Here is a 26,755-nt window from a genome sequence, read left to right on the forward strand (position 1 = left end):
CTCAGAAACAGGAAAAAGGAACGCTTCCGAAAAATGGTGTGGTCTTAAAAACGATCGTTACCTCTGAATTAGGACGAAAGATTGCTTCAGCTTTCCAATTAGAAACGGTTGATGTATTAACTGGATTTAAATTTATTGCTGAAAAGATCAAGGAATATGAGACAACTGGCGAGCATTCTTATCTTTTCGGCTATGAAGAATCTTATGGGTACTTAATTGGGGACTTTGCACGTGATAAGGATGCGGTTCAAGCTGCCTTACTAGCAACGGAGGTCTGTGCTTTTTATAAAAAACAGGGCTTAACTCTATATGAAGGAATGCTCCGCGTATTTAATAAATACGGATTCTATCAAGAAGGGCTTCGTTCATTGACATTAAAAGGAAAAGAAGGGGCAGAAATGATTCAACGCCTTTTAGCCTCGTTCCGCAGTGAGCCATTAAAAAATCTCGGTTCCCTGAATACCCATGCCAGTGAGGATTATTTGACTAGTATCCGGGTTACAAAAGATGGCGAACAAGTGATTCAACTGCCTAAGTCCAATGTTTTAAAATATACTTTTGAAGATGGTTCATGGGTATGTTTACGTCCATCTGGAACAGAACCAAAAGTAAAGTTCTATTTTGGTGTGAACAGTTCAAGTTTGGCAGAGAGTAAACAAAAACTGCAAACCATTGAAAAGGATTTTATGGAATTGGTTGATAAAAAAGTCAAAATCGTTCAAATGAAATAATAATAAGGGAAAGCGGCCTCCATTTTTGGAGGCCGTTTTTTGGTGGAATTCCTTTTTCCGGTAAATTATTTTCTCAGGCAAATTAGTATCCACTTCATTTTTCAGGAAAGACTATACATCGGTAAGCCATTTGCATCAGGATCCAGTGATTCATTAGCATGGTCAATGTAACGGAGAAGACTATATAATTTTGTTTCAATCACGGTGTAATCGCGTTCAAAGTTATAAGCATGCAGGAATTGTTCGATTTTCTTTGATAAGAATTGGTCTTTTGTACGAACCATTAGAATAAGCAAATTGTCCCACTCTGATCGGTGCGTATAATAAAGCGCTCGGTCATAATCCAATTTATTCATTTGCGTTTGCCTCCTCCTTATTAGGAGTTGACTTTATTTTATGACATTCTCCAAATAACTTTCACAGAAAATGTTGGACACCTTATAACTACGCTGTTTTCAACTTTTACCTGAATAAAAATCAGATTTTTAAGAAATGTGGTGTTTTAAGTTGTTCCGTTTGCTTTGTGTCCTTTTTTCTTTATTTACTATCATATCAACAGGAATCGAAGCTAAGGTTATTAAAAGTAATAAACCATACTCCTATCAAAGCCTTGAACAGGATATAAAAAAATTAAACCAAAAATATAAACAGCATATTGAAGTCAAATCGATCGGTAAGACTCATTTTGGGAAAGAGATTTGGGCAATAAAACTGGGGGAGGGAGAAAAGAATATTACTTTAATTGGTTCTCATCATGGACGTGAATGGCTGACAAGCATGCTTTTAATGAACATGCTGGAGACCTATGCAGAAGCCTGCCAGAACGGTAATAGAGTTGGATTTAGGTCTACGGATATCCTTAATGAGGTTTCCATTTGGTTTATACCTATGTTAAATCCTGACGGTGTCGAGATTCAGCAAAATAATTTAGAATCATTTCCTATCGAACACAAACAGCGCTTGATCCAGATGAATGAAGGCGCCAGGTCGTTTAAAAGGTGGAAGGCAAATGGGCTGGGAGTAGATTTAAACAGACAATACCCAGCAGGCTGGGAAAGGCTTAATCCAGAACCATCAAAGCCAAGCTATGCATTTTATCGAGGGATAAAACCTCTTGAGTCCAAAGAGGTAATAGCTTTAACTCAATTTATTGATGAAATTAATCCTTCTATTGCTGTGGCCTATCATACAGCGGGTAGAGAAATTTTTTGGAATTATAAAAACGGAAAACATTTAAAGCGCGATTATCGGGTGGCCAAAAAGGTGTCTAGAGCGACGGGCTATAAATTAGCAGAGCCAGACCCTGATGCTGTCGGGGGCGGATTCACGGATTGGTTTATTACAACCTATCATAAACCAGCAATGACAATTGAAATCAGCTACTTGGTGGGGGAGACAAACCCGCCGCTGTCAGTCTTTAGGAAAGAGTGGAAACGTAACAAAAGTGTGGGACTGTTACTCTGTAGACTGGCAAAAGACTGAAAAAATAAGAACTTGCCATTGTTTTTTTGCATCTTTCTCATCAATCCTATCTTTTCTTCATACATTGTGTTAAGAGGAAAAGGGGGAGTGAGGAATGAAAGTAGAAGATCGTAAGCAGCTAGAATATGCAATTCAAGAAATTACTGAAATAGCCAACGGCTTTGGCCTTGATTTTTATCCCATGCGTTATGAAATTTGTCCAGCAGAAATCATTTATACCTTTGGTGCTTATGGTATGCCAACCCGCTTCTCACATTGGAGCTTTGGGAAGCAATTTCACAAAATGAAACTGCATTATGATTTGGGGCTTAGTAAAATTTATGAGCTGGTAATCAACTCTAATCCTTGTTATGCCTTTTTGCTGGATTCAAATACCCTTATACAGAACAAGTTAATTGTTGCTCACGTCTTGGCGCATTGTGATTTCTTCAAAAACAATGTCCGCTTCCAAAATACGAAGCGGGATATGGTTGAAAGTATGGCAGCAACGGCTGAACGCATCCATAAATACGAGATTCAATATGGAAAAAGAGAAGTAGAAACCTTTTTAGATGCTGTGTTGGCCATCGATGAGCATATTGATCCTTCTCTGATGAGACCGAAACTTTCATGGTCGATCACGGATGATGATCAAGAGGAAGACGAGCAGCGTAGTGTAACACCCTATGATGATTTATGGGGACTTGACGATAAGGATAAATCGGTAACTAAGCCGCCGAAGAAAAAGAAGTTCCCGCCAAGACCTGAAAAGGACATCTTATTATTTATTGAGACCTTTAGCCGAGAGCTAGAGGATTGGCAGCGTGATATTTTAACCATGATGCGTGAGGAAATGCTTTATTTCTGGCCGCAGCTTGAAACAAAGATAATGAACGAAGGCTGGGCTTCCTATTGGCACCAGCGGATATTAAGGGAAATGGAATTAACAAGCGGTGAAGCAATCGAATTTGCAAAACTAAATGCAGGAGTGGTTCAGCCATCCAAAACAGGTATCAACCCTTACTACCTGGGCATTAAGATTTTTGAGGATATAGAAGAACGGTATAATAATCCAACAGAAGAGATGAGAAGGAGGGGCGTTCAGCCGGGATCGGGCCGAGAAAAGATGTTTGAGGTTCGCGAAGTTGAATCCGATATTTCATTTCTTCGTAATTACTTAAACAAAGACCTTGTGATGAGGGAGGATATGTATCTTTTCCAAAAGCAGGGAAGAGATTACAAAATCGTTGATAAAGAATGGGAACACATTCGCGATCAATTGGTAAATATGAGGGTAAATGGGGGATTCCCGTATATAACGGTAAATGATGGTGATTTTCTAAAGAATGGAGAACTGTACTTAAAGCATTGGTATGAGGGAGTAGAATTAGATGTGAAGTATCTTGAAAAGGTACTTCCATATATTCACCAGCTTTGGGGAAGGCCCGTTCATATGGAAAGTGTCATCGAGGATAGAAGAATGCTGTTCTCCTATGATGGTAAAGGGGTCCATCGAAAATATTTATAGATATTTCAGGCAGCTATCATTTGATAGCTGCCTGAAATTTTATTTAAAGGGATGCAAGCTCTTTTCCCAGTGCTTCTTCTACTGTTACATACTGATACCCAAGATCCTTTGCCACCGCTTCATAGGTAATTTCTCCATTCGCTGCATTTAAGCCAAGTTTTAAAGCAGAATTTTCAGAAATGGCTTTTAGAACCCCTTTATTTGCAATTTCTAATGCGTATGGTACAGTAACGTTTGTCAGTGCGATCGTTGATGTTCGCGGAACAGCTCCTGGCATATTGGCAACAGAATAGTGAACAACTCCGTGTTTTATGAAAGTAGGATTATCGTGAGTGGTCACATGATCGCTTGTTTCCACAATTCCCCCTTGGTCAATTGCTACATCGACAATTACAGAACCAGGCTTCATTGACTTTACCATTTCTTCTGTTACAAGTTTCGGAGCCTTGGCACCAGGAATTAATACAGCACCTATTAAAAGGTCAGCTTCCGCTGCGGCTTCTGCAATGTTATATGGATTAGACATTAATGTTTTCACTTGATTTCCAAAGATATCATCCAGCTGGCGTAAACGGTCCGCGCTTAGATCAATAATCGTCACATCGGCACCAAGACCAATAGCCATTTTGGCTGCGTTTGTACCAACAATACCCCCGCCAATAATCGTTACCTTTCCGCGGTTTACTCCTGGTACGCCGGCAAGAAGAATTCCTTGACCGCCGTTATTCTTTTGTAAAAATTGTGCACCAATTTGTGCTGCCATACGGCCTGCCACTTCACTCATGGGAGTTAGCAGTGGAAGTGTTCTGTTAATAGACACTGTTTCATAGGCAATGGCAGTAACCCCTTTGTCCTTTAGAGCTTGAGCTAATAAAGGCTCTGCTGCAAGGTGCAAATAAGTAAATAAGATTAATCCTGGGCGGAAATATTGATATTCACTTTCTAAAGGTTCTTTTACCTTCATAATCATTTCTGCTTGTGACCAAACATTTTTCACGTCTTCAACGATTTCTGCCCCTGCTTTTGAATAATCACCATCATTGAAACCGCTTCCAATACCAGCGCCCTTTTCGATTAGTACAGTATGACCAGCTTTTACTAAAGTAACAACTCCAGCTGGAGTAAGTGCAACACGATTTTCGTTATTTTTAATCTCCTTAGGTACACCAATATACATTTAGAATTCCTCCTCTAAACTTTAACTATTTCTAAGCTATGGCTAAAGTATAGAAGGTTTCTTGCTGAAATTCTTTGTTAAGATAGAAGAAAAGTTTTTTACCTTTTTGGAGATTTTCACAAAATGTTCAAATTCTATTTGTATTTTTCGAGCTTCAAGTCAAGATATAGAAGCATTTTCTGATTAGGATCCTTGAAGTTAACATCGCCAATTTCTGAAATTCGTTTTAAACGATAATTCAGGGTGTTGGCATGGACATTTAGTTCCTTCGCGGCATCGTTAATATTGTTATCATTATTTAAAAAGACTTCTAATGTTTCAACTAAATTACTGCTATGTTTTTGGTCATAATCTTGAAGTTTTTTTAAAGAATGGTTTTCATATGGATCTGATTTTCTTTTTTCTAAAATCACATCAAAAAGTTGGAAAATTCCCAGCTTATGATAATTAAAGATATCTTGTGTCTCGTTAGGAAATTTCTCCTTAATTGATAAAACAGCCATTGTTTCTTTGTATGCTTGGCTCATTTTTTGATAATCCTCATAAATACTGCTGTATACAGGAGTAATGCCCTTCATACTGTACCGCTCATCCATAGTTCTTACAAAGGTTTGGACAAAGTGATTTAAATTGTTGGAAGTCTCTCTAATATTTGCTGCAGAGATTAGGACAATCAGCTGATTACAGTCTATTGTATAGAGCATAATTTTCATCAGTTGACTTGTTTTTAAAAGGTAATAAATGTTTTGCTCTATTTTGTTTGTTATGTTGACTGGAAATTGAAAAACCGCAATCGCAAAGGAAGGAGAGGGCGATATTTTTAACGACTGAAACCGCTCATAGATGTCTTTTTCACCCTGCAAATGACCTGTGAGTAGTTTCCAAAAGAATTCCTGTGAATGCTCTTCTTTTTTATTTTTCCGCGTTTGCAGCTGTAATAGCTTATTTTTCGCAGAATCTGCAGCCTTTTTGAGCAGATCAAAATCCTCTTCAGTTAAGGTTTTATCAATTTCAATGGCCCATATAAATCCTAATACTTCGTCTTGTTTCCAGATAGAAATAGCGACTCTATTATTAAGCCCAATATCATCAATATTTTTTACGCGTATGGGCTCACGAGTTTGCAGCAATGCTGGGATTGTGCCCTCTTTCCATAATTGATTGATGACCTTCTCAGGTACTCTTCTTCCGATAATGGTATATATTCTAGCCGGGTCAGTTCGTTCATCATGGGTGCTATAGGCAAGAAGGCGATGATTCGCATCCTCAATAGTAATCGGGCAATTTAAAACTTGGCTGATTAGATCTGCAAGCTCTTCTAAGCTATCAAAAGCGGCTTTAAACGGATCCGGTTGTCTAGTATTCAAAATAAAAACCTCCGCAATTCTATTAAGAAATGATTAATTGTCCAGCTTCAGCGACTAGTCAAATTGCTTCCACTTTTCTCTTTAGTTCAATTCTACAAAAAGATAAGATAATTTTCTCGTTATTCTACAAAAAAGATTGTTCACAAAAATGTTAAAATAATGTCAAAGAAAGTTCACATTAATTTTAACTAGATTTGTAAGCGCTGACAATAGAAAAAAGGGAGGGAAGACCGTCGCAATAATTGTTTGGAAGTAGTATTATATTATTTTGTAATATGAATTGTTAATTTCCTTATTATGAACAAATGAATGGGTAAGAAGTTTTTTTATCAGGGGGAGATCATGGATGAGTAAAAACACTCAGAACAAAGAACTTCATCGCGGATTAGAGGAAAGACATATAACACTAATGTCCCTTGGTGCAGCTATTGGAGTAGGGTTATTTCTAGGTTCAGCGACTGCAATAAAAATGGCCGGACCCGGGATTCTGGCTGGTTATGCATTTAGCGGGTTAATTATGTTTTTCATTATGAGAGCTTTAGGAGAAATGGCGATCCAAAAACCGGTAGCAGGATCATTCAGTAAATATGCAAGGGATTATCTGGGACCACTTGCGGGATACATAACAGGTTGGAATTATTGGTTTTTATGGGTTGTTACTTGCATGGCCGAGATTACTGCTATTGGAATTTATATGGAGTACTGGTTTCCTTCTGTCCCAAGATGGATTTGGGCATTGGCTGCGCTTGTGATGATGGCGGCAATCAACTTCCTTGCAGTAAAAGCCTACGGAGAGTTAGAATTCTGGTTTGCTTTAATTAAAATTATTACGATTATTGCGATGATTGCCATTGGTGCCGGGATGATTATCTTTGGAATTGGCAATGGCGGCTTTGCTACAGGTATTAAAAATTTATGGGAGCATGGCGGATTTTTTCCGAACGGTATAAAGGGTGTCTTACTATCATTGCAAATGGTTATGTTTGCCTATTTGGGAATTGAGATGATTGGTATTACCGCAGGAGAGGTTAAGAATCCGGAAAAGTCTCTTTCAAAAGCAATTGATACAGTCTTTTGGCGAATTCTTCTATTTTACGTTGGGGCATTATTCGTTATTATGTCGATCTATCCTTGGGAAGAAATTGGAACGAAAGGAAGTCCTTTTGTTCTAACCTTTGAAAAGATTGGAATTCCAGGTGCTGCAGGTATAATTAATTTTGTTGTTCTAACTGCAGCTCTTTCATCTTGTAATAGCGGTATTTTCAGTACGGCTAGAATGTTATTTAACCTTGCTGAACACGGAGAGGCTCCGAAAAACTTTGGCAGAGTGACGAAAAGCGGTGTACCTGGAATAGCTGTACTTGCATCAGCTGGAGCTTTATTAATTGGGGTAATCTTAAATTATATTGTACCGGCAAAAGTATTCACATGGGTTACGAGTATTGCTACGTTTGGTGCTATTTGGACCTGGGGTGTCATTTTATTATCGCAGATAAGATATCGTAAGACCCTGCAGACAGGGGAAGTAAAGGCACTTAAATATAAAATGCCCTTATTTCCGTATACATCCTATTTGTCTCTAGCATTTTTAGCATTTGTCATCGGTTTAATGGCCTATAGCCCAGATACGCGAATAGCTTTAGTAATTGGGCCGTTATTCCTTGTCTTCTTAGTAGTTGTTTATTATTTAAAAGGGTTTCATAAACGGGATATGAAAGAATCAAATGTAAAAAAGAGGATCATTTAAAGAAAAATTGGCAGTAAGTCTTGTAATGGACTTGCTGCTTTTTTAAATGGAAAATATGATTCGAAAATAATTATAAAATACATTCCTTCACATACTAATAATATTAAAAAAGTATAGTGGGAGGTATTTAATTGAAGAAAAAAATTAGCATGTTTTTATCCGTATTTATTGTGCTCTCTTTTTCATCCTTTACAGTAAAGGCTGAGACGGAGAGCCGTCCTTCAATAAACTTATATAAGCAAAATACCATGTCTGTCCTTTGGTTTCAAAATTCAGCCGAGGCAAAAGCCTTATATTATCAAAGCTATAATATTGGGAGAATGAGATTAGATGAGATGTTAAAAGAACGTGTTCATGCACTTGGTTTGAAACCTGCAATAGTCCTAGATATTGATGAGACTATACTAGATAACAGTGCTTATCAGGCCTGGTTTGTCCTTCATGGCCAAGGAGTTCCCTTTAGCTGGAATGAATGGTTTAATCGTGGGATAGCAAAGGCCCTACCAGGGGCAATTGAATTTTTGCACTATGCGAATGCAAGAGGGGTGGATATCTTCTATATCTCTAACCGAAATGAAGCACAAAAAGCACCGACTATGAAAAATTTAATAGCTGTAGGTGCTCCGCAGGTGAGAATTGACCATGTATTATTACAACAGCCTGGAGAAAAAGGAAAAGAAATGCGCCGGGTTCAAGTGTCAAAGACTCATGATATTCTTCTATATTTTGGTGATAACTTAGGAGATTTTAGCGGGTTTGAGGGGTTAACGGTTTCAGAGAGAGCACAAGAGGCCGCCAAACGAAAGGATGAGTTTGGCCGAAAGCTAATTGTATTCCCAAATCCTATGTATGGTGATTGGGAAGGTGCCATCTATCATTATGATTATAGAAAAACAAACAAGGAAAAGGACAAGCTTAGAAAGGAATTTTTAGAAATTTATAAACGATAAATCCTTAATTTACCTTTATCAATAAAAGGACTTTGAAAATCCAAATCATCTGTAAAATGATTTGGATTTTTGTTTTGCGTTATCTTTAAATGTTGAAGTTAAAGCTAGTATTAAGTGTATTCATACTCAATGGTTTATCAACTGTTTTTAAGACAAACTTTTACTTTAAAATGTAAGCAGGTTAAATTGATTCATCAATTGGTCCATATAATTGTTCATTCCAATGTAACTTTAGGTCCTCTTTCAAGGAATCATTATGTTGTTGCAATGCATCAATCAAGGAGGAGAGGTCACGATTTTTTAATGCTTCGTACATATTTTGATGATCTTTGTGTCTTTTTAAGCTATTTTCAAAAACTTCACTGTACCCAACTCGTGCTAGTGATATGAGAGGATTAATAGAAGAATAAATATGTTGAACCTTTTGATTCCTAGCCCATTGCACTAATAATTGATGAAACTCCATATCCAGTTTACTGTATGATTCGTAGGAAAAGGGCTGTACGATCAATAGTGAATCCATTTTATCCATTATCTGTTTCCAAATGTCTATTTCATGAACGGTTACATGCTTAATAGCTTGTGCTGCAGACCATGTTTCAACCATGAATCGAGCATCAAGAGCCTCTATACAATCCTTGAATCGCAATTGGGTAATGTAAGTTCCTTTCCTTGGTAATATTTCAATTAACCCTTCATGAACCAGTTGATTTACCGCTTCTTTTACGGGTGAACGACTGACTCCATATTTATTTGCTAATTTAATAATATCTAATTTATCTCCAGGTGCAAAAGTTCCGCTAATAATATCATTTCGAAGTACTTTATATATTTGTGTTGCAAGAGCAGAGGTTTCAATCATTGCAGCCAAAGTAACCCTCCTAATTTTATCTAACATCTAAAATCTAACATGTAATATGTTACTTAGTTAATGAAATTATAGGGTAACTAGATAAATGAAGTCAATTTCTTGTGCAACTGTTTCACAATAAAAACCTTTTTATTTAAATTGTTTTTATTTATTGACTGATTATTAATATTGATTTAGCATCTAACATGTAATATGTGAAATGTTACATGTTAGATAAATGAGAAGTAAGCGTTTTATGTAAAATGCTCAGTTTATAAAAATGTTTGTTTTTTGTACATTATAAAAAACAGGAGGAATAGAAATGACAAATGTAATTGTAAATCACGAAAAATTAAAAGATCTTGTTATCAATAAGCTCGTTAAAGGTGGATTAGTAGAAGAGCACGCGAAAATTGTTGCCGACGTACTTGTTCATGCTGATTTGAGAGGTGTAAGTTCACATGGTGTATTACGAACAGAGCATTATGTAAAACGTCTTTTTGAAGGTGGATTGAATCCAAATCCTGAGTTCTCAATTAAAAATACAGGTCCTTCCTCAGCTATTTTTGATGGAGATGATGGGTTTGGGCATGTGATCGCTAAAGAAGCAATGGATTACGCTATCAAGCTTGCTAAAAAGAATGGTATTGGCACAGTTGCTGTAATAAACAGCAGTCATTGCGGGGCACTGTCTTACTTTGTTAAACTAGCAGCAGAGCAAGGTTTGGTTGGTATGGCAGTGACACATACGGACAAAGTCGTAGTCCCATTTGGGGGTGCAAAACCTTACTTTGGTACAAATCCAATCGCATTTGGTTTCCCGGCTAAGAAAAATAAGCCAGTTATATTAGATATGGCAACAAGTAACGTAGCGTTCGGTAAAGTTCTTCATGCAAGAGAGGCAGAAACATCAATACCAAGTGATTGGGGCGTTGATGTAAACGGTTCACCAACGACTGACCCAAATGAGGTAAATGCTTTATTGCCTTTCGCGGGCCCTAAAGGATATGGTCTGGCAATGGTAGTGGATGTACTATCAGGCCTTTTAACGGGATCTGCTTTTGGACCACATATTACTGCAATGTATGGTGATTACAATAAAAAGCGCAAGCTAGGTCATTTCTTGATTGTGTTAAACCCAGCTGTTTTTACAGACAGTAATGCCTTCTTAGAAAATATGGACAATATGATAGATGAAATTCATCAAACACCGCCAGCTAAAGGGTTCAGTAAGGTTATGGTACCGGGAGAACCTGAGCAGATTCGAGAAGAGGAAAGGCTTGTTAATGGTGTTCCTGTTACCCAAACAGTATACGACTACTTAATTCAAATCAAAGAAATGGTGTGATATTCCAATATCCCCATATCCTGTCAAAATATATGCAAACGCTTAAGTTGAGCGTTTGCATATATGAGGGGTATTGAAATCTATTTAGCCATAAAATTCACCCCAAAAGATAGATTTCAGTCTTCGGAGTGGAGTACAAATAAGTCTATATTAAGATAGTCATTTTTCTTTTACATTTTTTAAGATATTTATCGCAAATACAATGATCCCTATTACCATTAAGGTCCCGCCCACAGCAACTGCAGGCCCTGCACTGTCCACGCCGGAAACTAAAAGGGCAAGCCCAATCATCATAATAGGGAGGGAGATATTATGCAGCCAAAAATGAATCTTTGCAAGTGTTGTTTCTGCTGCTTTTGGAAATCCAACATAAATCAAGCCTGCCAGCGCCATTGACATCCAGCCTAATAAATTAATATGCACATGAACTGGTGTGAAGTCAAAGGCTTCTGTCATCGACATATACATACCAATAAGTACCCCAATAACAAAATAGACCACAGAAATCTTAATAAGCTTAACAGCCATTTTTTCTGCCCCCTTATCAATTTAAAAATAATGACTATAGTACTAGATATGAATAGGGATAAGAAAAAAGAACTAGGTTGCAGCTAAAAAAAATTAATGTACGCAAATAAAAAAGCCTTAAAAAACTTAAGGCCTTTTTAAAAGAAAGTTCTAATACCTACCAAGATTAACCCTATCAAAAATCCACAAACAGCTCCATTTACTCTTATCCATTGAAGGTCTTTTCCTACATTAGTTTCAACCATATTAATCAATGTTTTATCATCTAATCTATCTAAATTTTCTTTGACAAGTTTTCCTATTTTAGAATGATTTTCATCAACAAAAGCTGAGAGTTTTGATTTAATCCATGAATCAACGGCATCTACTTTTTCCGGGTTGTTGACTAATTCATTTAAATTATCTTGGATAAATGGAAGTAAGTACTCCGTTAAAAAGGCATCATCTCCCACAAAATCAATTGCTTTTTGCTGAAACTGTCCTAAAAAATGATTAATTTGATCTTGAGGCTCCCATTTAGTAATCGCATAAGTTTTTAAACTAGAAAGCTCCTCATAAATTTTTTCATCCGTCTTAATGGAAGTAAGCTTGTTACGGATATGAATAAGTAAGGTTTGACGATTAGGATTATTGGAATCGCGGTAACTCGATACTCCTTTTTGGATCAAACTTTGAATGATATTACCCAATTTTTCTTCGTTAACCAAGTTACTAAATGATTTTAACGCAAACTGCATAAAGCCATCTGCTTTAATATTTTCCACGGCATTTACAGCCATTCCGCCCAGCTTATACTTAGTGGAATCCTTCGCTGCCCATTCATCTATTTCCTTAAGGACATAATCAAGGGTCTTCTCATCATATTTGCGTTCAGTTACTTGATCAAGTAATAAAGGCAGGTATTTTTTTACGTCCCAGTCACTTAATTGAGCCTTTAATTCTTTTTCAATTATAGGTGTTAACTTTGTTAACTCAATTTTTTTAATCAAGTGTTGAATAAACGTAACAATGTTGGTTTGGACCGCCTTAGTATTAATTTCTAACCCGATAATTTCTACTAACTTTTTTGTGAAACCAATGGTATTGATCTTTTTTCGAATACTTTCTTTTGTTAGCCAATCATTTTCAAGCATGGAGATAATTCCTTCAGTAATTCTTTGCCGGTTCTTTGGCAGCAGTGCTGTATGTGGTATGGGAATACCGAGCGGATGCCGAAATAAAGCTGTTACAGCAAACCAATCAGCTAACCCCCCAACAAGCCCCGCTTCAAAACCACCCTGGAGGATGCTTCCCCAAAATGAGTGCTGTAACGGAATGGTAGCAATAAACCCTACTCCCATGATAGCTAGAGAAATAGTCGCTAAGTGCTGCGATTTATTTTTCTGTTTTACCATTTTTGTACCCCTTTTTAAATATAATTTTCTGTATTAGTGCTATTATCTCAATAAGCTTGAAAAAAAAGCAAAAAAAAACCTCTCAAAAGCAAAAATTCCTCTCAGAATTGAGAGGAGTTTTTATGCTCAGTCTTAATATGTGTAATTAAACCATCAAGATCGGTAATATAAAATTGTATGGCAGGTGCTTTTTTTAAATAATGTTCCTGCAGGAGCAAATAATAATTTACCCGGTGCTCTGGGTCAAAAGGCAGCATCGGGAATTCCTTTTTATCTCTTACATATTGGTCTACGGCTTTTTGGACGATATCCATTTCACTTGGTATATGTTTTTCACTTTCTTCAAATAAATCGTATGTTTCTTTGGACATATAAAAACTTTTATTAGGAATACCGCCAAGATGGGGAGCAAGTTGTTCAAAATCAATGCTATTATCCTCTTGCACTAAGATGGTTCGAAACACTCCTTTAGGCAGATTATCTGAAAATTCTCTGACCGCCTTTCGAACATGGTCGAGGGTAACATCAATCGTTGGGTAATCAATAATTAAATCACTGTCAGTAAATTCGGTGATTTCTCCTTTGAATGGGGTTTTTAAGTATTTACGAACAATTAAATATACCGTTGGTACAACAACCCCAATGAAAAGAATGGCTGCTAAAATAAAGGAGAAAGTAACTTGAAACGTTTGAAATAGTAGGATGGCTTCCATGATATCCAACCCCTTTCTTTATTAGTTTTGAAACGGACGGACTCTTGAAAGTTTGGAAGTTTATGTCATCTTTATTATACTAAAAATAATATTTTGTTAATAGAATAACCTCTTTTATTCTTTATATGATAAGCAAAAAAATTAATTTTGACCCCTTTTTTATCTTTTTTCGTCAGAGAATTTAGTGTAAAATATTCAAGGCATTATAAAGAGAAAATGGGGGTTTACAAATGAAGAAGTTTTTATTATCATTAACAGCCATTATTATGGCTATTGGGTTAGCTGCCTGCTCAGCAAATGACGAGTCAACTAATGAAAAGAAGGAAACGGCAAAAGAAACAGCAGCACCTAAAGTGGATGTTAAAAAGGAATTAGTAAAATTCTATATGGAAATTGGCAATAAGATCAATGCAAAAGATGCTGACTTAAATTCATATATGGCAAAGGCAACTAAGGAAGATGCTGCACCTGAAGAATTGCCAACGGCTGAGGAAAAAGCAAAAGCGAGTGAATCGGCTGCAGCTGTTGCTGCTGAATTAAACAGCGTTCAAGTGCCTGGAACACTTAAAGATCAAAAAAGTGATCTTGATGCTGCTTTAAAAGACTATGCTGCATCCTACCAGGCAAAAGCTGATGAACTGAAAAAAGATACACCTTCACTTACTGCTGGGGATGATTTATTTGCACAAGGAGAAGAAAAACTTGGAAAAGTTTTTGAAAGTGCTAAATTATTTCCACCAACTCTAGGCAAGCAAGTAAACTAAACAATAACCAAAAAGACCAGCTCATTCAAAAGCTGGTCTTTTATTGTTCCTTTAGGAAAATTATAAAATTTCCGCTTGTGGATAACTGTTAATAAAAGGACTGTCGACGTCCAGCTCCAGCGCCTAGCCCCTCGAGGTCACAAGCTTATCCAGTTACGGCTCCTTGGGACTGAAGCCTAAGCCACCCCCTGAAGAAGGCAAAAAGCGCCTTCTTGCAGGGTGCGTCTTAGTCTGTCGTCCCAGGGCATTCGCCTCCACATTTAGGTCAATCCGTCCAAAAGGTTAAAAAGCAAACCTTTCGGCCGGCTCGTCTTATGCTTGCCTTAGGCTGTTCAAGGCGCTTACGCTTTTGTTCCTTTTGTTGACAACTTTATGAATAAGTGCAGGAAAAGCACTTTTCTAATACGGATGTGCTGATTTTGTAACATAATTATAGTGTTAACGATGTTAAGATAGAGGTAACAAATGAAGGGAGGTTTGTTCAATGGAAGTGAAATTTGAAAAGTTACCAGAGAACGAACTGGATTTAATAAGCTTAATCCAAACTTTTAATGCTACATTGGAAACCATTGAAAAAAGACTCTCGAGGTTAGAAAAAATGGATAGTATTGAACATAGGGTTGAGGTAAACCAAATCGACTTGTCTGATATAAAAGATTCCCTAGAGCGAATTGAAGATAAACACAACAATGGAATTCAGCATATAAATCGTCGTCTTGACTCCCATTTAGTAAAGATAGCGAAGTTAGAAGAAGAGATGATGATTTCAAAAAACAAGTAATGGTTGAATGGAGACTGTGTATCCTATACAGTCTTTTTATTTTAATTATTTATTCCAAGGCTGTGTTAAACTTGGCTGTTGATTTCCACTCCAGGCACTTCGCTTTCCGTGGGCGTTTCGGTGAGTCTCCTCGGCGCTTGCGCCTCCGGGGTCTCCCCTGAACCGTACTCCCACAGGAGTCTTCGTGCCTTCCGCTCCAATCAACAGTTGGTTTAAAGATCAACAATTTTCTTTAACACAGCCTATTCAATAAAAATAGACCGAATTCATCGGTCTATTTTTAGATCTTTATGAAAGGACTTCTGATTTTGCTACTGAAACTTGAGGAAGAGTCGATTCTTCATTATGAGCTTTTTTTATTACTTCAATATACTTAATATGGTGATCCTCCATATCTAGAATCTTGAATGTATAGGACTCATGAAGGATGATATCGCCTTCTTTAGCCTCATAATTTTCGGTTAGAATCCAGCCGCCTATCGTATCTATATCTTCATCATCAATCTCAACACCTAGTAAATCATTAATCTCACTTACTAAGACCTTTGAATCAATAATATAATGGTTTTCCTTAATCTTACGAATTTCTGGAATCTCATCCATATCAAATTCATCCCGAATTTCACCGACAATTTCCTCTAGGATATCTTCAACTGTAACCAGTCCTGATGTCCCGCCGTATTCATCCATTAAAACTGCCATATGAACACGATCTTTTTGCATCTTAACCAATAAATCATGAATAGGAATCGTTTCTATTACTCTAATAATTGGTCGAGTAAAGTTTTCTAGAGTTTGTGATGAGAGATTTTCATTGCCTATTAAATCAGTCATGATTTCCTTGATATTGATTAAACCAATAATATGGTCTTTATCGCCATCAATGACAGGATATCTGGTGAATTTTTCTTCCCGTAAGACCTGAAGAAATGTTTCTAATGAATCGTCCTTTGATAACGAAACCATCTCTGTTCGAGGTACCATGATTTCCTTGGCAATCCGATTATCAAATTCAAAAATTTTATTTACATACTTAAACTCTGATTGGTTAATTTCGCCACTTTTATAGCTTTCAGACAGGATAATTCGAAGTTCTTCCTCCGTATGGGCAATTTCATTTTCCGATACCGGCTTTAACCCGAAAAGACTAGAAACAATCCGTGCAGACCCATTTAGTACCCAAATAAAAGGGTACATAATCTTATAAAATAAGATTAAGGGACGTGACATGACTAAGGTAATCAATTCTGCCTTTTGAATAGCAAGAGTTTTAGGTGCTAGCTCCCCAACCACAACATGAAGGAAAGTAATGGTCGCAAATGCAATCCCAACTGAAAATATTTGCGTTGCGCTCTCAGGCAAGTTCAATTTTAGGAAAAGTGGGCTAAGCAAATGCTCGATTGTCGATTCCCCAATCCAACCTAATCCCAAGGCAGTTATGGTTATACCCAGTTGACAAGCAGATAGATATTCATCTAAGTTTGATATCACTTTTTTTGCGGAAACAGCCCTCGAATTTCCTTCTTCAATTAACTGATCAATTCTTGAACTTCTAATTTTGACAATGGCAAATTCGGAAGTTACAAAAAAGGCAGTTAAGGCAATTAAAATGGCTATAATAACCAAGTTAAATATGTCCAAATAAGTTCCCTTATCCCGCTAATAGACGGGTAAGGAGTCACCTCCCAGTTTAATAAAAAAATTAAGTCGTTACACTTAAAAGTGATTTCATAAGAGCTGTCCGGAGCAGACTAAGATTGCTGGTCAGCTTTTCTTTCTGTTCCTCATCCAATTTTTCTAAGATGGGGATGAGGTCAAACAAGTCGCTATTCAACTGTTTCATTTGCTGCGTTACAGCACTAACATGCTTTTCAACCTCTGATTGACGTAAGTGCTTTGCTTTGCGCATTTCTAGTTTTCTTCTAATCTCGTCTAAAGGAAAATGCAGGTTTTTACATTCCTCTATAAATTTCAAGTCATCCAATGCTTCATCCGAATAAATGCGGTAATTTGACTTTGAGCGTTCTGCCTTTAATAAGCCAATAGACGTATAGTAATCAATAGTTCGTTTTGACACATGCGCTATTTCTGCTATTTCACCAATTCGATAGACAGCCCCATCATATCACCTCTTAAATTTTAAAATTAATAATAATTATAAATAATTTAAACCATACAGTCAAACGTTCTAGTTTAGATAGTTAATGATACTTATATTTTATGGAGAAATCCAATAAGTATGAGTAAAAAATACTTAATATTACAAAAATATCGACATAAAAAACGCTTCCATCATTCAGAAGCGCTGCTTTCGACCTTGTTTACCTCAATATATAAAATATGGTGGCCTTCATTTTCTAATATTTGAAAGGTGAAACCTTCCTTATTAATTGTGTCGCCTTTTTTGATATCAAACTTTTGTGTTAAAAACCATCCGCCAATGGTATCAACTTCCTCTTCTTCAAGTGTAGTGCCAAGAAGATCATTTACCTCACTGATCAAGACCTTCCCATCTAAGATAAAATGATTTTCCCCTTTTTTCTGAATAAGCGGAAGCTCATCCAAATCAAATTCATCACGGATTTCACCCACAATTTCCTCGAGGATATCTTCTACAGTGACTATCCCGGCCGTACCGCCATATTCATCAGATAGAATGGCCATATGAGAGCGGTTTTTTTGTAACTTTACTAATAATTCCTGAATAGGTATACTTTCAATCACATGAATCACAGGTTTAATGTAAGGAAGCAGTGGTTGTTCTCCTGCGCATTTTTGCTGGATACAATCGGTTAGAACTTCTTTAATATTCACTACTCCTAGAATATTATCTTTATCACCATCAATAAGAGGATAGCGTGTATATTTTTCCTCACGGACAATTTCGATAATCTCATCCATAGTTGCATCCCTTGAAAGTGTAACTACTTCCGTTCTTGGTACCATAATTTCCTTTGCAATTCGATCGTCAAATTCAAAAATATTATTCACATAACTGTATTCTGATTGATTGATTTCGCCGCTTTCGTAGCTCTGCGAAAGAATCATCCGCAGTTCTTCCTCTGATAATACAATCTCTTGCTCAGAAGTAGGTTTAATACCGAAAAGTCCTGTGACCAACCGGGCCGACCGGTTTAATACCCAAATAAAGGGATACATCAGTCGATAAAACACAATCATAGGTTTTGCGAAAAGCATAATAATTTGTTCTGACTTTTGAATCGCAAACGTTTTTGGCGCTAATTCCCCAATAACAACGTTAAAAAAGGTTATAATCGCAAAAGCGAGAATAAATGAGATAACTTGTTTTAATGATAGCGGTAATTCGATCCAATCGAAGATAGGTTCTAATACTTTACGTATGGTTGGCTCTCCCAGCCAGCCCAAGATTAAGGATGTAATTGTAATGCCAACTTGAGTGGCAGATAAGTATCCATCTAGATTAGAAATCACTTTTTTGGCCGCTTCAGCCTTTTTGTTTCCTTCTGAAATTAGCTGATCTATTCTGGTTGTCCGTACTTTTACCATGGCAAATTCTGATGCAACAAAAAATGCGGTAAAGGTAATCAAGATTGCAATAATAATAACGTTCATCCAAATCATTTATCACCTTACAAAAAGGTAAGGCATGCCACCTCACTTACTTTACTCTATCTAAACATTATTCCCTGTAAATAAACTTCTAACTTTATGAATCCAAAAAGTTTTCTTTATTATTTCAAAAATGGACATTATTATCAAATGAGGACTGAAAAAAGGCAGCCTGGGCTGCCCATGGTTCTATATTCTTGAATTCCACTCACGCGCTAGCATGCTGTATATGAATAAATCATGGAAATGCCCATTTAAATGTTCACCATCCCGTACAATGCCTTCTTTAACAAATCCAAGCCTCTCTGGAATGGCGCGGCTTTTATTGTTTTTTACACCGCAGCGAATTTCTATTCTGTTCAATCCTAATTGAAAAAAGCAATAATTTAGTAAGGCTTTAACTGATCTGGTGATAATACCATGCCCTTCTGCATTTTTTGCCAAATAATACCCTATACTTGCCATACTGTTATACCAGTCAATTTGGTGCAATCCTAAGGAGCCTGCCAGCTCCCCCCGGTAAAGAATCCCAACATTCATCCCACTGTTCTCAGCAAATTGGTTTAGCCATACAGGAATGATTGTTTCTATTTGATAGGGGGAAGCCATACTATCTACCCATGGCATCCATTCCCGCAAATGTTCTCGATTTTCTTCAATAAGCTTATACAGACTTAAAGCGTGGTGACGCTGAAACAATTGAAGTTCGATTTCATGATCCACTTTTAAAGTAAACATAGGCCATTCTCCTGATGATCATTTTGGTACATCATATGCGGAGGAAGGGCGGAACGGGAGATGAATGAATAGAAAAAAATCCCTGCTTATCAAAAGTGGGATTCAGGTTTGCTTTATGGATTTAGTTCTTTCTCTTCATCAGACTTTAAAGCAACGGGCAGGTAAATGGAAAAGGTGGTTTTATCTTGAGAAGAGTCACAGGTTAACTCACCTTTATGTTTTTCAATAATTTCCTTACATACAAACAAGCCAAGGCCTGTCCCCAGTTTTTTTGTGGTGAAAAAAGGTTCAAAAATGGTTTTATGCATTTCGGCTGGAATAACAGGCCCATTGTTTGAAATGCTGATTTTTATCGTTTTATTTTCTTTCAGCCCGCTTTTTATTTCTATGGTTGGATTGGGTACCCCATGATGATTCAAGGCATCAATGGCATTAAAAATGATATTAATAAATACCTGTCTGATCTCATCCGCATAGCCATTTAAAGAAAAATCACCGCTGATATGATTTTGGACTTTCACTTTACCGTCCAAAATACTAGGGTAGAGGAAATTCAATACTTCATCGATCAAATTATTTAATTTAAAATATACTTTTTCTTTACCAATGAGCTCTTTCTTCGAAAGCAGCAGAAACTGCGAGATGCGAAAGTTTAGCTGATCTAATTCACTTGAGATAATATCCAAATACCTCATATTTGGATAATCAGCTTTGAGCAGCTGTATAAATCCTTGCACAGATGTAAGCGGGTTTCTAAATTCATGAATGAAACTTGACGTCATTTGACCAAGAAGTGTTAAGCGATCTTGGTGTGTGGAGTCAATGAACATTGTCTTTTCTTCAATAATTTTATTTTTTGCTTCAGAATAATGCGATACAGCAAAAAATAAAAATTTATCAAAGCAAAAATTAATGTCATTTATGGACTTTTGTAATTCTGGCCATGTGAGCCCTGTTTTACTTAAATAGCTATATAGAATGGTTCTGCCAATATTGACATTATAGACGAAATCACCGATGTTAATGTCTGCCATTACCCTTTCCTCAGATATATCTATAGCGATTTTTTCGATTACCTTCAATAATTCTTCCTTTGATACATTATGCATAGAAAGAATGATATTTAAAAGGGCTTCGCCATTTTCGCGAATTTTCCCTTTAAATGGATCCTTATGATCAATCATGATGGCTTTTTCCCATTCTTGAACTATTTGCTCTTTGTTACGTACAAAAAAAGTAATTAAATCTGTCTGTTCTCCCGTAAACATGGTTTTTCCTCCTATGATTTTAACCGAACTGATTATCATGATTAATTCGCTGATGAGTTTAAAAATCCTTTTTAAAACAAAAGAAAATAAATTTTTATCAATGAATGTATCCATTTCTTACGTTTATTCTCTATAATAGTAAGACTTTTCAATTTATAATTCGAACTTTTGTCAAATTTATTAAGCTATTTTACTCAAAATAGTGTTAAAATACATTTAGAAAGATAATCATTCTCAATTAACCTAGATAGGGTGATATACATGTTTGGTACTTTAAAAGCAGGGGATAAAGGAAAAATTATTGATTTATCTCATGTCGGTCACCTCGTTCAACGACGCTTGCTTGATTTAGGGATTACAGAGGGATCTGAAGTTTGTGTCAAGTGCATTATGCCCTTTGGCGGACCGGTCATGATCGAATCATGCGGACAATGTGTTGGGATCCGCAGAAAAGAAGCAGTTCAGATTGAAGTGGAGAGACTATAATGGAAATTGCTTTAATCGGTAATCCGAATACAGGGAAAACTTCATTATTTAATAATTTAACAGGTTCCTATGAGTATGTTGGCAACTGGAGCGGTGTGACTGTTGAAAAGAAGGTTGGAGTCTTTAAGAATAATATTGGACAATTAATAGATTTACCCGGAGTTTATACTCTTAACCCTTTGTCAAAGGACGAAGGGGTCGTTACCTCGTTTTTTTTAAACGAATCCTTTGACAGGTTGTTAAATATCCTTGATGCATCACAATTGGAACGTAATTTACATTTGACGCTTCAACTGCTTGAATATGAGAAACCAGCTTTAATTGGCCTAAATATGATCGATGTGGCGAATAAACGCGGGATTCACATTCATGTAGAGAAGCTTTCGAAAGTCTTGGGTGTTCCAGTTGTCCCAGTCGTTGCCCGAAGTGGAAAGGGCTGTGACAAGCTTGCAGAAATGATTTCTACAAAATCAATCCAGCCTGCCAATAAGAAACACCTTGTCTACTATGGCAAGGAGGCTGAAGAGACGATTTCGGCGATAACCGGGGAAATTTCTAGTAAGACCCATCATTCTCCAAGGTTTCTTGCCATTCAGTATCTAGAAGGGAACCAATACGTTCAAAACTATGTTCATAGTATTACAAATCCTCAAAGAATGAAGGATGTTGTAATTAACTTGGAAAACAAGCTTCAAGCACGATTGAACGGTAAATCACTGTCGAATTACATTTATTTAAAAAGAAAAGAAGTAATAGACAAGATCGTCGCTGAAGTTTCAAGCAAAAGTGAATCGGGTTTACCGCTGTCTGAAAAAATTGATAGCATGGTAACCAACCGGTTCCTAGGAATGCCCATCTTTCTTTTGCTCATGTATTTGATGTTTATGCTGACATTTGATTGGTTGGGAACGCCTTTATCGGACCTGCTTGATGCCTTTTTAACAGGACCAGTCACGACCGGATTTGAATCTGTCTTGAGCGCAGTTCATGCTTCAGATTTTATCCATGCTTTAATTATTGAAGGACTTGTAGCAGGGGTTGGCGGTGTGCTTGTGTTTGTACCGCAGATATTTATTCTTTTCTTCTTTATTTCCTTGTTAGAAGACTCTGGCTACATGGCACGTGTTGCACTCGTAATGGATCGTATTATGGAATCTGTAGGGTTAAATGGTAAAGCATTTATCCCAATGATGATTGGCTTTGGCTGTAATGTACCTGGGATCATGGCGGCAAGGACGATTGAAACTCCAAGGGAGAGACTCTTAACCATCCTATTGACACCATTAATGTCCTGCTCGGCACGTTTACCAGTATATGCCTTATTTGTAGGAGCTTTTTTCGTCGGACAGAAGGCGTTTGTTGTCCTCAGCCTTTATGTGCTGGGAATTGTAGTTGCATTAACACTTGCAAAAATATTCTCAAAAACCATAGTGAAATCAGAAACATCTTTATTTGTTATTGAACTTCCTCCCTATAGACTTCCACAATTTCAATCTTTATGGAGAAGTACATGGGATAAAGGGAAAGGGTTCATCAGAAAGGCTGGAACATTTATCTTTGCCGGTTCTGTCTTTATCTGGCTGCTATCCTATGCAGGACCTCATGGTTTAAAGGTTAATATGGATGATAGTTTTTTAGCGGCCATTGGAAATGTTATCGCACCGATCTTTGATCCGATTGGTTTCGGAACATGGCAGGCAACCGCTTCGTTAATAACTGGTTTTTTAGCAAAAGAAGCAATTATTTCGACCATGAATATTATTTATTTTGTTCCAAATGATGCAAGCCTTCAAGGGCTGTTGGCTAATTACTATACTCCGTTATCAGCTTATAGCTTTATGGTATTTATCTTATTGTATATACCTTGTTTGGCTACAACAGCAACGATTTATAAGGAAACTGGTTCAAAAAAATGGACTGCTTTTTCAATGATTTATGCCTTCGCAATTGCCTACGTGCTATCGTTGATTATTTATCAAGGCGGTAAATTGTTTGGCTTGGTTTAACTTTTAAGAGGGGTGGAACAAATGATTGCGAGTATATTAATCGGTGTGGCTATATTTGGATATGCGGCTTGGGCATTAGTTAAATTCATTAATCGTTCCAAAAAGGGAAAATGCGCCGCCTGTGATTTAAAAAAATCATGTTCCAGTCAATGCAGTATACCACCACGAAATGCGTAGCCGCTAGGGCGCTGGAGCTAGACAATGTCAAAGATAAAGTACAAAGAACTGCTATGTGATTATAGCAGTTCTTTTATTTTTGAAATTTGAATCATTCTAAGAAATTGTGTAAAATTACACTAGAAGCTATTGAAGGAAGGGCTGACTGTGACCAGGGATGAAATTATAATGCAAGTATCTGAAAAGCTCCGTCTAATCCGGACAGAAGCAGGTTATACACAGGATAAGATGGCAGATATTATTGGTGTTTCAAAGAAAACATTAGTACAAATTGAGAAAGGGAGAGTGTTAGCCGGCTGGTCAACCGTTGTATCTATTTGTGCCCTTTTTCGTGAGACAGAAACAGTCCAATTTTTATTTGGTAATGAACCCCTCGAGGTTTTAGAAACAGTTGCCCTAAACGGAATCGACCTTCGCAAAACAAAAACACTTGGCGGAAGAATTTGGTGGAGGGTTCTTTTTCAAAAGAATGGATATATCTTGCAGCAAAATATTTTAAGTAAACATTTTCGAATTCTGGATGAACAGAATTACCGTATTTTTTCAAGCTTTGATGAGAAACAATCAAGACATCGCTTTAAGGAACTCACAAAAGGTGAATAAATATATTCAAAAAAATTCAACGTAAAGTCACAAAAGTGTAATTTTTATCACTTGCAGTACCTGCTCTTTGTGATATTTTAAAATCAAAATCAAAGGGTGGGATCTTTATGTCAGAATACTCAATTGTATTAGCCATAGGCAGTTTTTTGATTCTTACTTATTTCATCGGCTATACAATCATTAAATCCTAGGCTGTAGACAAATGTCTGCAGTTTTTTTATTTTTTGTTAATCAGCAAAAAGGATATAAATTTGTCCGCAATGGATATATATATGGAAGTAGTTGAAATAGTGAGGTGATAACCGATGGAAAAATTTAGAGTGGAAAAGGATACGCTTGGAGAGGTGCGTGTTCCTTCAGATAAATATTGGGGAGCTCAAACACAGCGAAGCAGGGAAAATTTCAAAATTGGCGAAGAAAAAATGCCGCTCGAGGTCATCCATGGCTTGGTCCTTATCAAACAAGCTGCGGCAGCAGTTAATTTTCGGTTGGGGAAGCTTACTGAAGACAAGATGAACGTCATCGTAAATGTATGTAAGCAAATACATAATGGTGACTATGATCAGCATTTTCCGTTAGCAGTCTGGCAAACAGGGAGCGGCACGCAATCAAATATGAATGTGAATGAAGTTATTGCAAATAGGGCCAATCAAATATTTACTGATACGGGAAAGGCAGAAAAAGTCCATCCCAATGATGACGTAAACATGTCCCAAAGCTCGAATGATACGTTTCCTACTGCCATGCATATTGCAGCTTACATTAAGATTATTAAAGACTTGCTGCCGGCGATTGAAGGATTGAAAAATACCTTTAGAGAAAAGGAAGAAGCTTTTGCTGGCATTGTTAAAATCGGCCGAACACACCTGCAGGATGCAACGCCGCTCACATTGGGGCAGGAAATTAGCGGCTGGAGGGCAATGCTTGAAAAAGATGAGGAGATCATTAAAGAGGCGAGCCGGCACTTATTAAATTTGGCGATTGGCGGGACAGCTGTCGGGACTGGAATAAATGCTCATCCGCTATTTGGACAAATGATGGCGCTTGAACTAGGAGAAATTACTGGTTATGCCTTTAAATCTTCAACTAATAAATTCCATGCCTTAACAAGCCATGATGAAATTGTGTATGTCCATGGAGCACTAAAAGCGTTAGCGGCCGACTTAATGAAAGTGGCTAATGATGTCCGCTGGCTTGCGAGTGGTCCCCGCAGCGGGATAGGAGAAATTAGTATTCCCGCAAATGAACCAGGTAGTTCCATTATGCCGGGAAAAGTAAATCCAACACAAAGTGAAGCCCTAACGATGGTGGCTTGTCAGGTTTTTGGGAATGACGCTTCGATTGGTTTTGCAGCGAGTCAGGGTAATTTTGAGTTGAATGTCTTTAAACCAGTGATTATTTATAATCTTATCCAATCAATAAGACTGCTTGCAGATGGCATTGGTTCATTTAAAGAAAATTGCGCTGCTGGCATAGAGGCAATTCTAGATAAGATTAAAGATAACGTAGAACGGTCTTTAATGTTAGTAACCGCACTTAATCCCCATATCGGCTATGAAAAGGCAGCAGAAATTGCCAAACTCGCTTTTAAGGAGAACAGTACCTTGAAAGAAGCAGCCCTTAAAACAGGTTATGTTACAGCGGAGCAATTTGATGAATGGATTCAGCCTGAAAAAATGGTATAAATGAAAGCCCCCTCCATAAAAGGAGGGGGCTTAAGCCATATTATTAATTTGTCCAATAAAATTTGTTGAAAATTAGCGTTGGAAGCCGCCGCCAAGTTGAGATTCTGCCATAGCTACAAGACGCTTTGTAATTTCTCCTCCAACAGAACCATTTGCACGTGAAGTAGTATCTGCGCCAAGATTTACGCCAAATTCTTGAGCGATTTCATACTTCATTTGGTTAAGAGCTTGTTCTACGCCTGGTACTAAAAGTTGATTAGAGTTGTTGTTACTTGCCATAGTTGAATAACACTCCTCTTATTAATTTTGGGGTCAGTATGGAATTGAACCATAATATTGCCACCTGGCCTAACCCATATAATCAATGCCTCTGACAAAGAATATTAGTAATTGGAGATGATTCATTTGGTTGGATGATCCGGAGTTGCACCGGATACTACCCTGTTTGGCTTCATCCATCGGTGTAATTGTTGCTTTGTAATCTTTATTATGATTAATTTTCAAAGTTCTATTCGAAATTCTTTACTGGGAAGTTATTCCATTACATATGAAGCTTAAATTAACGCAAACTAAATTTATCTTATAATAAAAGGGTGAACAATATTGGCGATATGCCCTGTTTGTAATGGACTTAGGGAAGTTTATCTAATGTGTACGAATTGTGGGGAACCTATGTTGGAAGCGGGGAGACTGATTGACTTTTTTGATGATTACAGTCCTTATATGGAAATAGATTTAATGAAACTTGAGGATGGTTACCCAGATACGCAATCTGGGCAGAAATGTCCACACCTTTACAGATGTCCAGCCTGCCATAGTGACGAAGTTATTTTTATAAAAGAATAACGCCCCGCTATCATGA

General features: G+C 37.1%; 26 protein-coding genes and 1 pseudogene. 14 read left to right on the forward strand and 13 right to left on the reverse strand.

Going from position 1 to position 26,755, the window contains the following annotated elements; translation table 11 throughout:
* A pseudogene (locus GXK58_RS18070) lies at positions 1 to 731 on the forward strand (phospho-sugar mutase); the annotation flags it as partial.
* 101 nt (positions 732 to 832) lie between these two features.
* Here the strand turns inward: GXK58_RS18070 and GXK58_RS18075 are convergent.
* Complete coding sequence (locus GXK58_RS18075) at positions 833 to 1,087, reverse strand: YhdB family protein (RefSeq protein ID WP_160724576.1); 255 nt, start codon at positions 1,085 to 1,087, stop codon at positions 833 to 835.
* 151 nt (positions 1,088 to 1,238) lie between these two features.
* On the opposite strand from GXK58_RS18075, the gene GXK58_RS18080 reads away from it, so the two are divergent.
* Positions 1,239 to 2,213, forward strand: coding sequence for a M14 family zinc carboxypeptidase (locus GXK58_RS18080; protein ID WP_237389710.1), 975 nt, complete (start codon positions 1,239 to 1,241; stop codon positions 2,211 to 2,213).
* A gap of 94 nt (positions 2,214 to 2,307) precedes the next feature.
* Positions 2,308 to 3,720 (forward strand): SpoVR family protein, encoded by a 1,413-nt coding sequence (locus GXK58_RS18085; protein ID WP_160724578.1) that lies wholly within the window; start codon positions 2,308 to 2,310, stop codon positions 3,718 to 3,720.
* Positions 3,721 to 3,763: 43 nt separating this feature from the next.
* Here the strand turns inward: GXK58_RS18085 and ald are convergent, their stop codons facing one another.
* Together ald and GXK58_RS18095 are read right to left on the reverse strand one after the other, a co-directional pair.
* Positions 3,764 to 4,897, reverse strand: coding sequence for an alanine dehydrogenase (ald, locus tag GXK58_RS18090; protein ID WP_160724579.1), 1,134 nt, complete (start codon positions 4,895 to 4,897; stop codon positions 3,764 to 3,766).
* A gap of 134 nt (positions 4,898 to 5,031) precedes the next feature.
* Entirely contained in the window at positions 5,032 to 6,264 is a 1,233-nt protein-coding gene (locus tag GXK58_RS18095; RefSeq protein WP_160724580.1) for a PucR family transcriptional regulator, read from the reverse strand.
* A gap of 346 nt (positions 6,265 to 6,610) precedes the next feature.
* Between GXK58_RS18095 and alaP the strand changes: the two genes are divergently transcribed.
* A complete protein-coding gene (gene alaP / locus GXK58_RS18100; protein WP_160724581.1) occupies positions 6,611 to 8,011 on the forward strand; it encodes an alanine permease AlaP in 1,401 nt (466 codons plus the stop codon).
* Positions 8,012 to 8,160: 149 nt separating this feature from the next.
* Positions 8,161 to 8,961 (forward strand): 5'-nucleotidase, lipoprotein e(P4) family, encoded by an 801-nt coding sequence (locus GXK58_RS18105; RefSeq protein WP_160724696.1) that lies wholly within the window; start codon positions 8,161 to 8,163, stop codon positions 8,959 to 8,961.
* 181 nt (positions 8,962 to 9,142) lie between these two features.
* On the opposite strand, the gene GXK58_RS18110 is transcribed toward GXK58_RS18105, so the two are convergent.
* A complete protein-coding gene (locus GXK58_RS18110) occupies positions 9,143 to 9,823 on the reverse strand; it encodes a GntR family transcriptional regulator (protein ID WP_237389711.1) in 681 nt (226 codons plus the stop codon).
* 310 nt (positions 9,824 to 10,133) lie between these two features.
* Between GXK58_RS18110 and allD the strand changes: the two genes are divergently transcribed.
* Positions 10,134 to 11,159 carry an ureidoglycolate dehydrogenase gene (allD, locus tag GXK58_RS18115; RefSeq protein WP_160724583.1) on the forward strand — a complete coding sequence of 342 codons (1,026 nt, stop codon included), beginning with the start codon at positions 10,134 to 10,136 and terminating at the stop codon, positions 11,157 to 11,159.
* Positions 11,160 to 11,318: 159 nt separating this feature from the next.
* On the opposite strand, the gene GXK58_RS18120 is transcribed toward allD, so the two are convergent.
* From GXK58_RS18120 to GXK58_RS18130, 3 genes are all read right to left on the reverse strand, one after another.
* Complete coding sequence (locus tag GXK58_RS18120; RefSeq protein ID WP_160724584.1) at positions 11,319 to 11,687, reverse strand: cytochrome-c oxidase; 369 nt, start codon at positions 11,685 to 11,687, stop codon at positions 11,319 to 11,321.
* Positions 11,688 to 11,824: 137 nt separating this feature from the next.
* Positions 11,825 to 13,081 (reverse strand): DUF445 domain-containing protein, encoded by a 1,257-nt coding sequence (locus tag GXK58_RS18125; RefSeq protein ID WP_160724585.1) that lies wholly within the window; start codon positions 13,079 to 13,081, stop codon positions 11,825 to 11,827.
* A 101-nt stretch (positions 13,082 to 13,182) separates the two neighbouring features.
* Positions 13,183 to 13,794, reverse strand: a complete 612-nt coding sequence (locus GXK58_RS18130; RefSeq protein ID WP_160724586.1) for a DUF3939 domain-containing protein — start codon at positions 13,792 to 13,794, stop codon at positions 13,183 to 13,185.
* 230 nt (positions 13,795 to 14,024) lie between these two features.
* Here GXK58_RS18130 and GXK58_RS18135 point away from each other — a divergent pair, with 230 nt between their 5' ends.
* A complete protein-coding gene (locus GXK58_RS18135) occupies positions 14,025 to 14,558 on the forward strand; it encodes a hypothetical protein (RefSeq protein WP_160724587.1) in 534 nt (177 codons plus the stop codon).
* A gap of 484 nt (positions 14,559 to 15,042) precedes the next feature.
* Positions 15,043 to 15,339 (forward strand): hypothetical protein, encoded by a 297-nt coding sequence (locus GXK58_RS18140; protein WP_160724588.1) that lies wholly within the window; start codon positions 15,043 to 15,045, stop codon positions 15,337 to 15,339.
* Positions 15,340 to 15,627: 288 nt separating this feature from the next.
* Here GXK58_RS18140 and GXK58_RS18145 read toward each other — a convergent pair whose 3' ends face one another.
* The 5 genes from GXK58_RS18145 to GXK58_RS18165 all read right to left on the reverse strand — a co-directional run bounded on the left by GXK58_RS18145 (position 15,628) and on the right by GXK58_RS18165 (position 20,936).
* A complete protein-coding gene (locus GXK58_RS18145; RefSeq protein WP_160724589.1) occupies positions 15,628 to 16,980 on the reverse strand; it encodes a hemolysin family protein in 1,353 nt (450 codons plus the stop codon).
* 61 nt (positions 16,981 to 17,041) lie between these two features.
* Positions 17,042 to 17,443, reverse strand: a complete 402-nt coding sequence (locus tag GXK58_RS18150) for a MerR family transcriptional regulator (RefSeq protein ID WP_160724697.1) — start codon at positions 17,441 to 17,443, stop codon at positions 17,042 to 17,044.
* A 188-nt stretch (positions 17,444 to 17,631) separates the two neighbouring features.
* Positions 17,632 to 18,942 carry a hemolysin family protein gene (locus tag GXK58_RS18155; protein ID WP_160724590.1) on the reverse strand — a complete coding sequence of 437 codons (1,311 nt, stop codon included), beginning with the start codon at positions 18,940 to 18,942 and terminating at the stop codon, positions 17,632 to 17,634.
* A 177-nt stretch (positions 18,943 to 19,119) separates the two neighbouring features.
* Entirely contained in the window at positions 19,120 to 19,668 is a 549-nt protein-coding gene (locus GXK58_RS18160) for a GNAT family N-acetyltransferase (protein ID WP_160724591.1), read from the reverse strand.
* 113 nt (positions 19,669 to 19,781) lie between these two features.
* Positions 19,782 to 20,936 (reverse strand): histidine kinase N-terminal domain-containing protein, encoded by a 1,155-nt coding sequence (locus GXK58_RS18165; protein ID WP_160724592.1) that lies wholly within the window; start codon positions 20,934 to 20,936, stop codon positions 19,782 to 19,784.
* Positions 20,937 to 21,197: 261 nt separating this feature from the next.
* Here GXK58_RS18165 and GXK58_RS18170 point away from each other — a divergent pair, with 261 nt between their 5' ends.
* From GXK58_RS18170 to fumC, 5 genes are all read left to right on the forward strand, one after another.
* On the forward strand, positions 21,198 to 21,422 hold the full coding sequence (locus tag GXK58_RS18170; protein ID WP_160724593.1) for a FeoA family protein: 225 nt from the start codon (positions 21,198 to 21,200) through the stop codon (positions 21,420 to 21,422).
* Complete coding sequence (feoB, locus tag GXK58_RS18175; protein WP_160724594.1) at positions 21,422 to 23,428, forward strand: ferrous iron transport protein B; 2,007 nt, start codon at positions 21,422 to 21,424, stop codon at positions 23,426 to 23,428. Before GXK58_RS18170 ends, feoB begins: the two co-directional genes overlap by 1 nt.
* Positions 23,429 to 23,449: 21 nt before the next feature.
* Positions 23,450 to 23,605, forward strand: a complete 156-nt coding sequence (locus GXK58_RS18180; RefSeq protein WP_160724595.1) for a FeoB-associated Cys-rich membrane protein — start codon at positions 23,450 to 23,452, stop codon at positions 23,603 to 23,605.
* 147 nt (positions 23,606 to 23,752) lie between these two features.
* Positions 23,753 to 24,208 carry a helix-turn-helix transcriptional regulator gene (locus GXK58_RS18185; protein ID WP_160724596.1) on the forward strand — a complete coding sequence of 152 codons (456 nt, stop codon included), beginning with the start codon at positions 23,753 to 23,755 and terminating at the stop codon, positions 24,206 to 24,208.
* A gap of 305 nt (positions 24,209 to 24,513) precedes the next feature.
* Entirely contained in the window at positions 24,514 to 25,893 is a 1,380-nt protein-coding gene (gene fumC, locus GXK58_RS18190) for a class II fumarate hydratase (RefSeq protein ID WP_160724597.1), read from the forward strand.
* 72 nt (positions 25,894 to 25,965) lie between these two features.
* Here fumC and GXK58_RS18195 read toward each other — a convergent pair whose 3' ends face one another.
* Positions 25,966 to 26,172: an alpha/beta-type small acid-soluble spore protein gene (locus tag GXK58_RS18195; protein WP_098529737.1), complete on the reverse strand. Its 207-nt coding sequence runs from the start codon at positions 26,170 to 26,172 to the stop codon at positions 25,966 to 25,968.
* Between the two features lie 369 nt (positions 26,173 to 26,541).
* On the opposite strand from GXK58_RS18195, the gene GXK58_RS18200 reads away from it, so the two are divergent.
* The gene (locus tag GXK58_RS18200; RefSeq protein ID WP_442862485.1) at positions 26,542 to 26,739 is read left to right on the forward strand and encodes a hypothetical protein; all 198 of its coding nucleotides are present in this window, start codon (positions 26,542 to 26,544) and stop codon (positions 26,737 to 26,739) included.
* Positions 26,740 to 26,755: the final 16 nt, after the last annotated feature.

It is taken from the genome of Bacillus sp. USDA818B3_A (genome assembly GCF_009928415.1).
Taxonomy (GTDB): domain Bacteria; phylum Bacillota; class Bacilli; order Bacillales; family Cytobacillaceae; genus Neobacillus.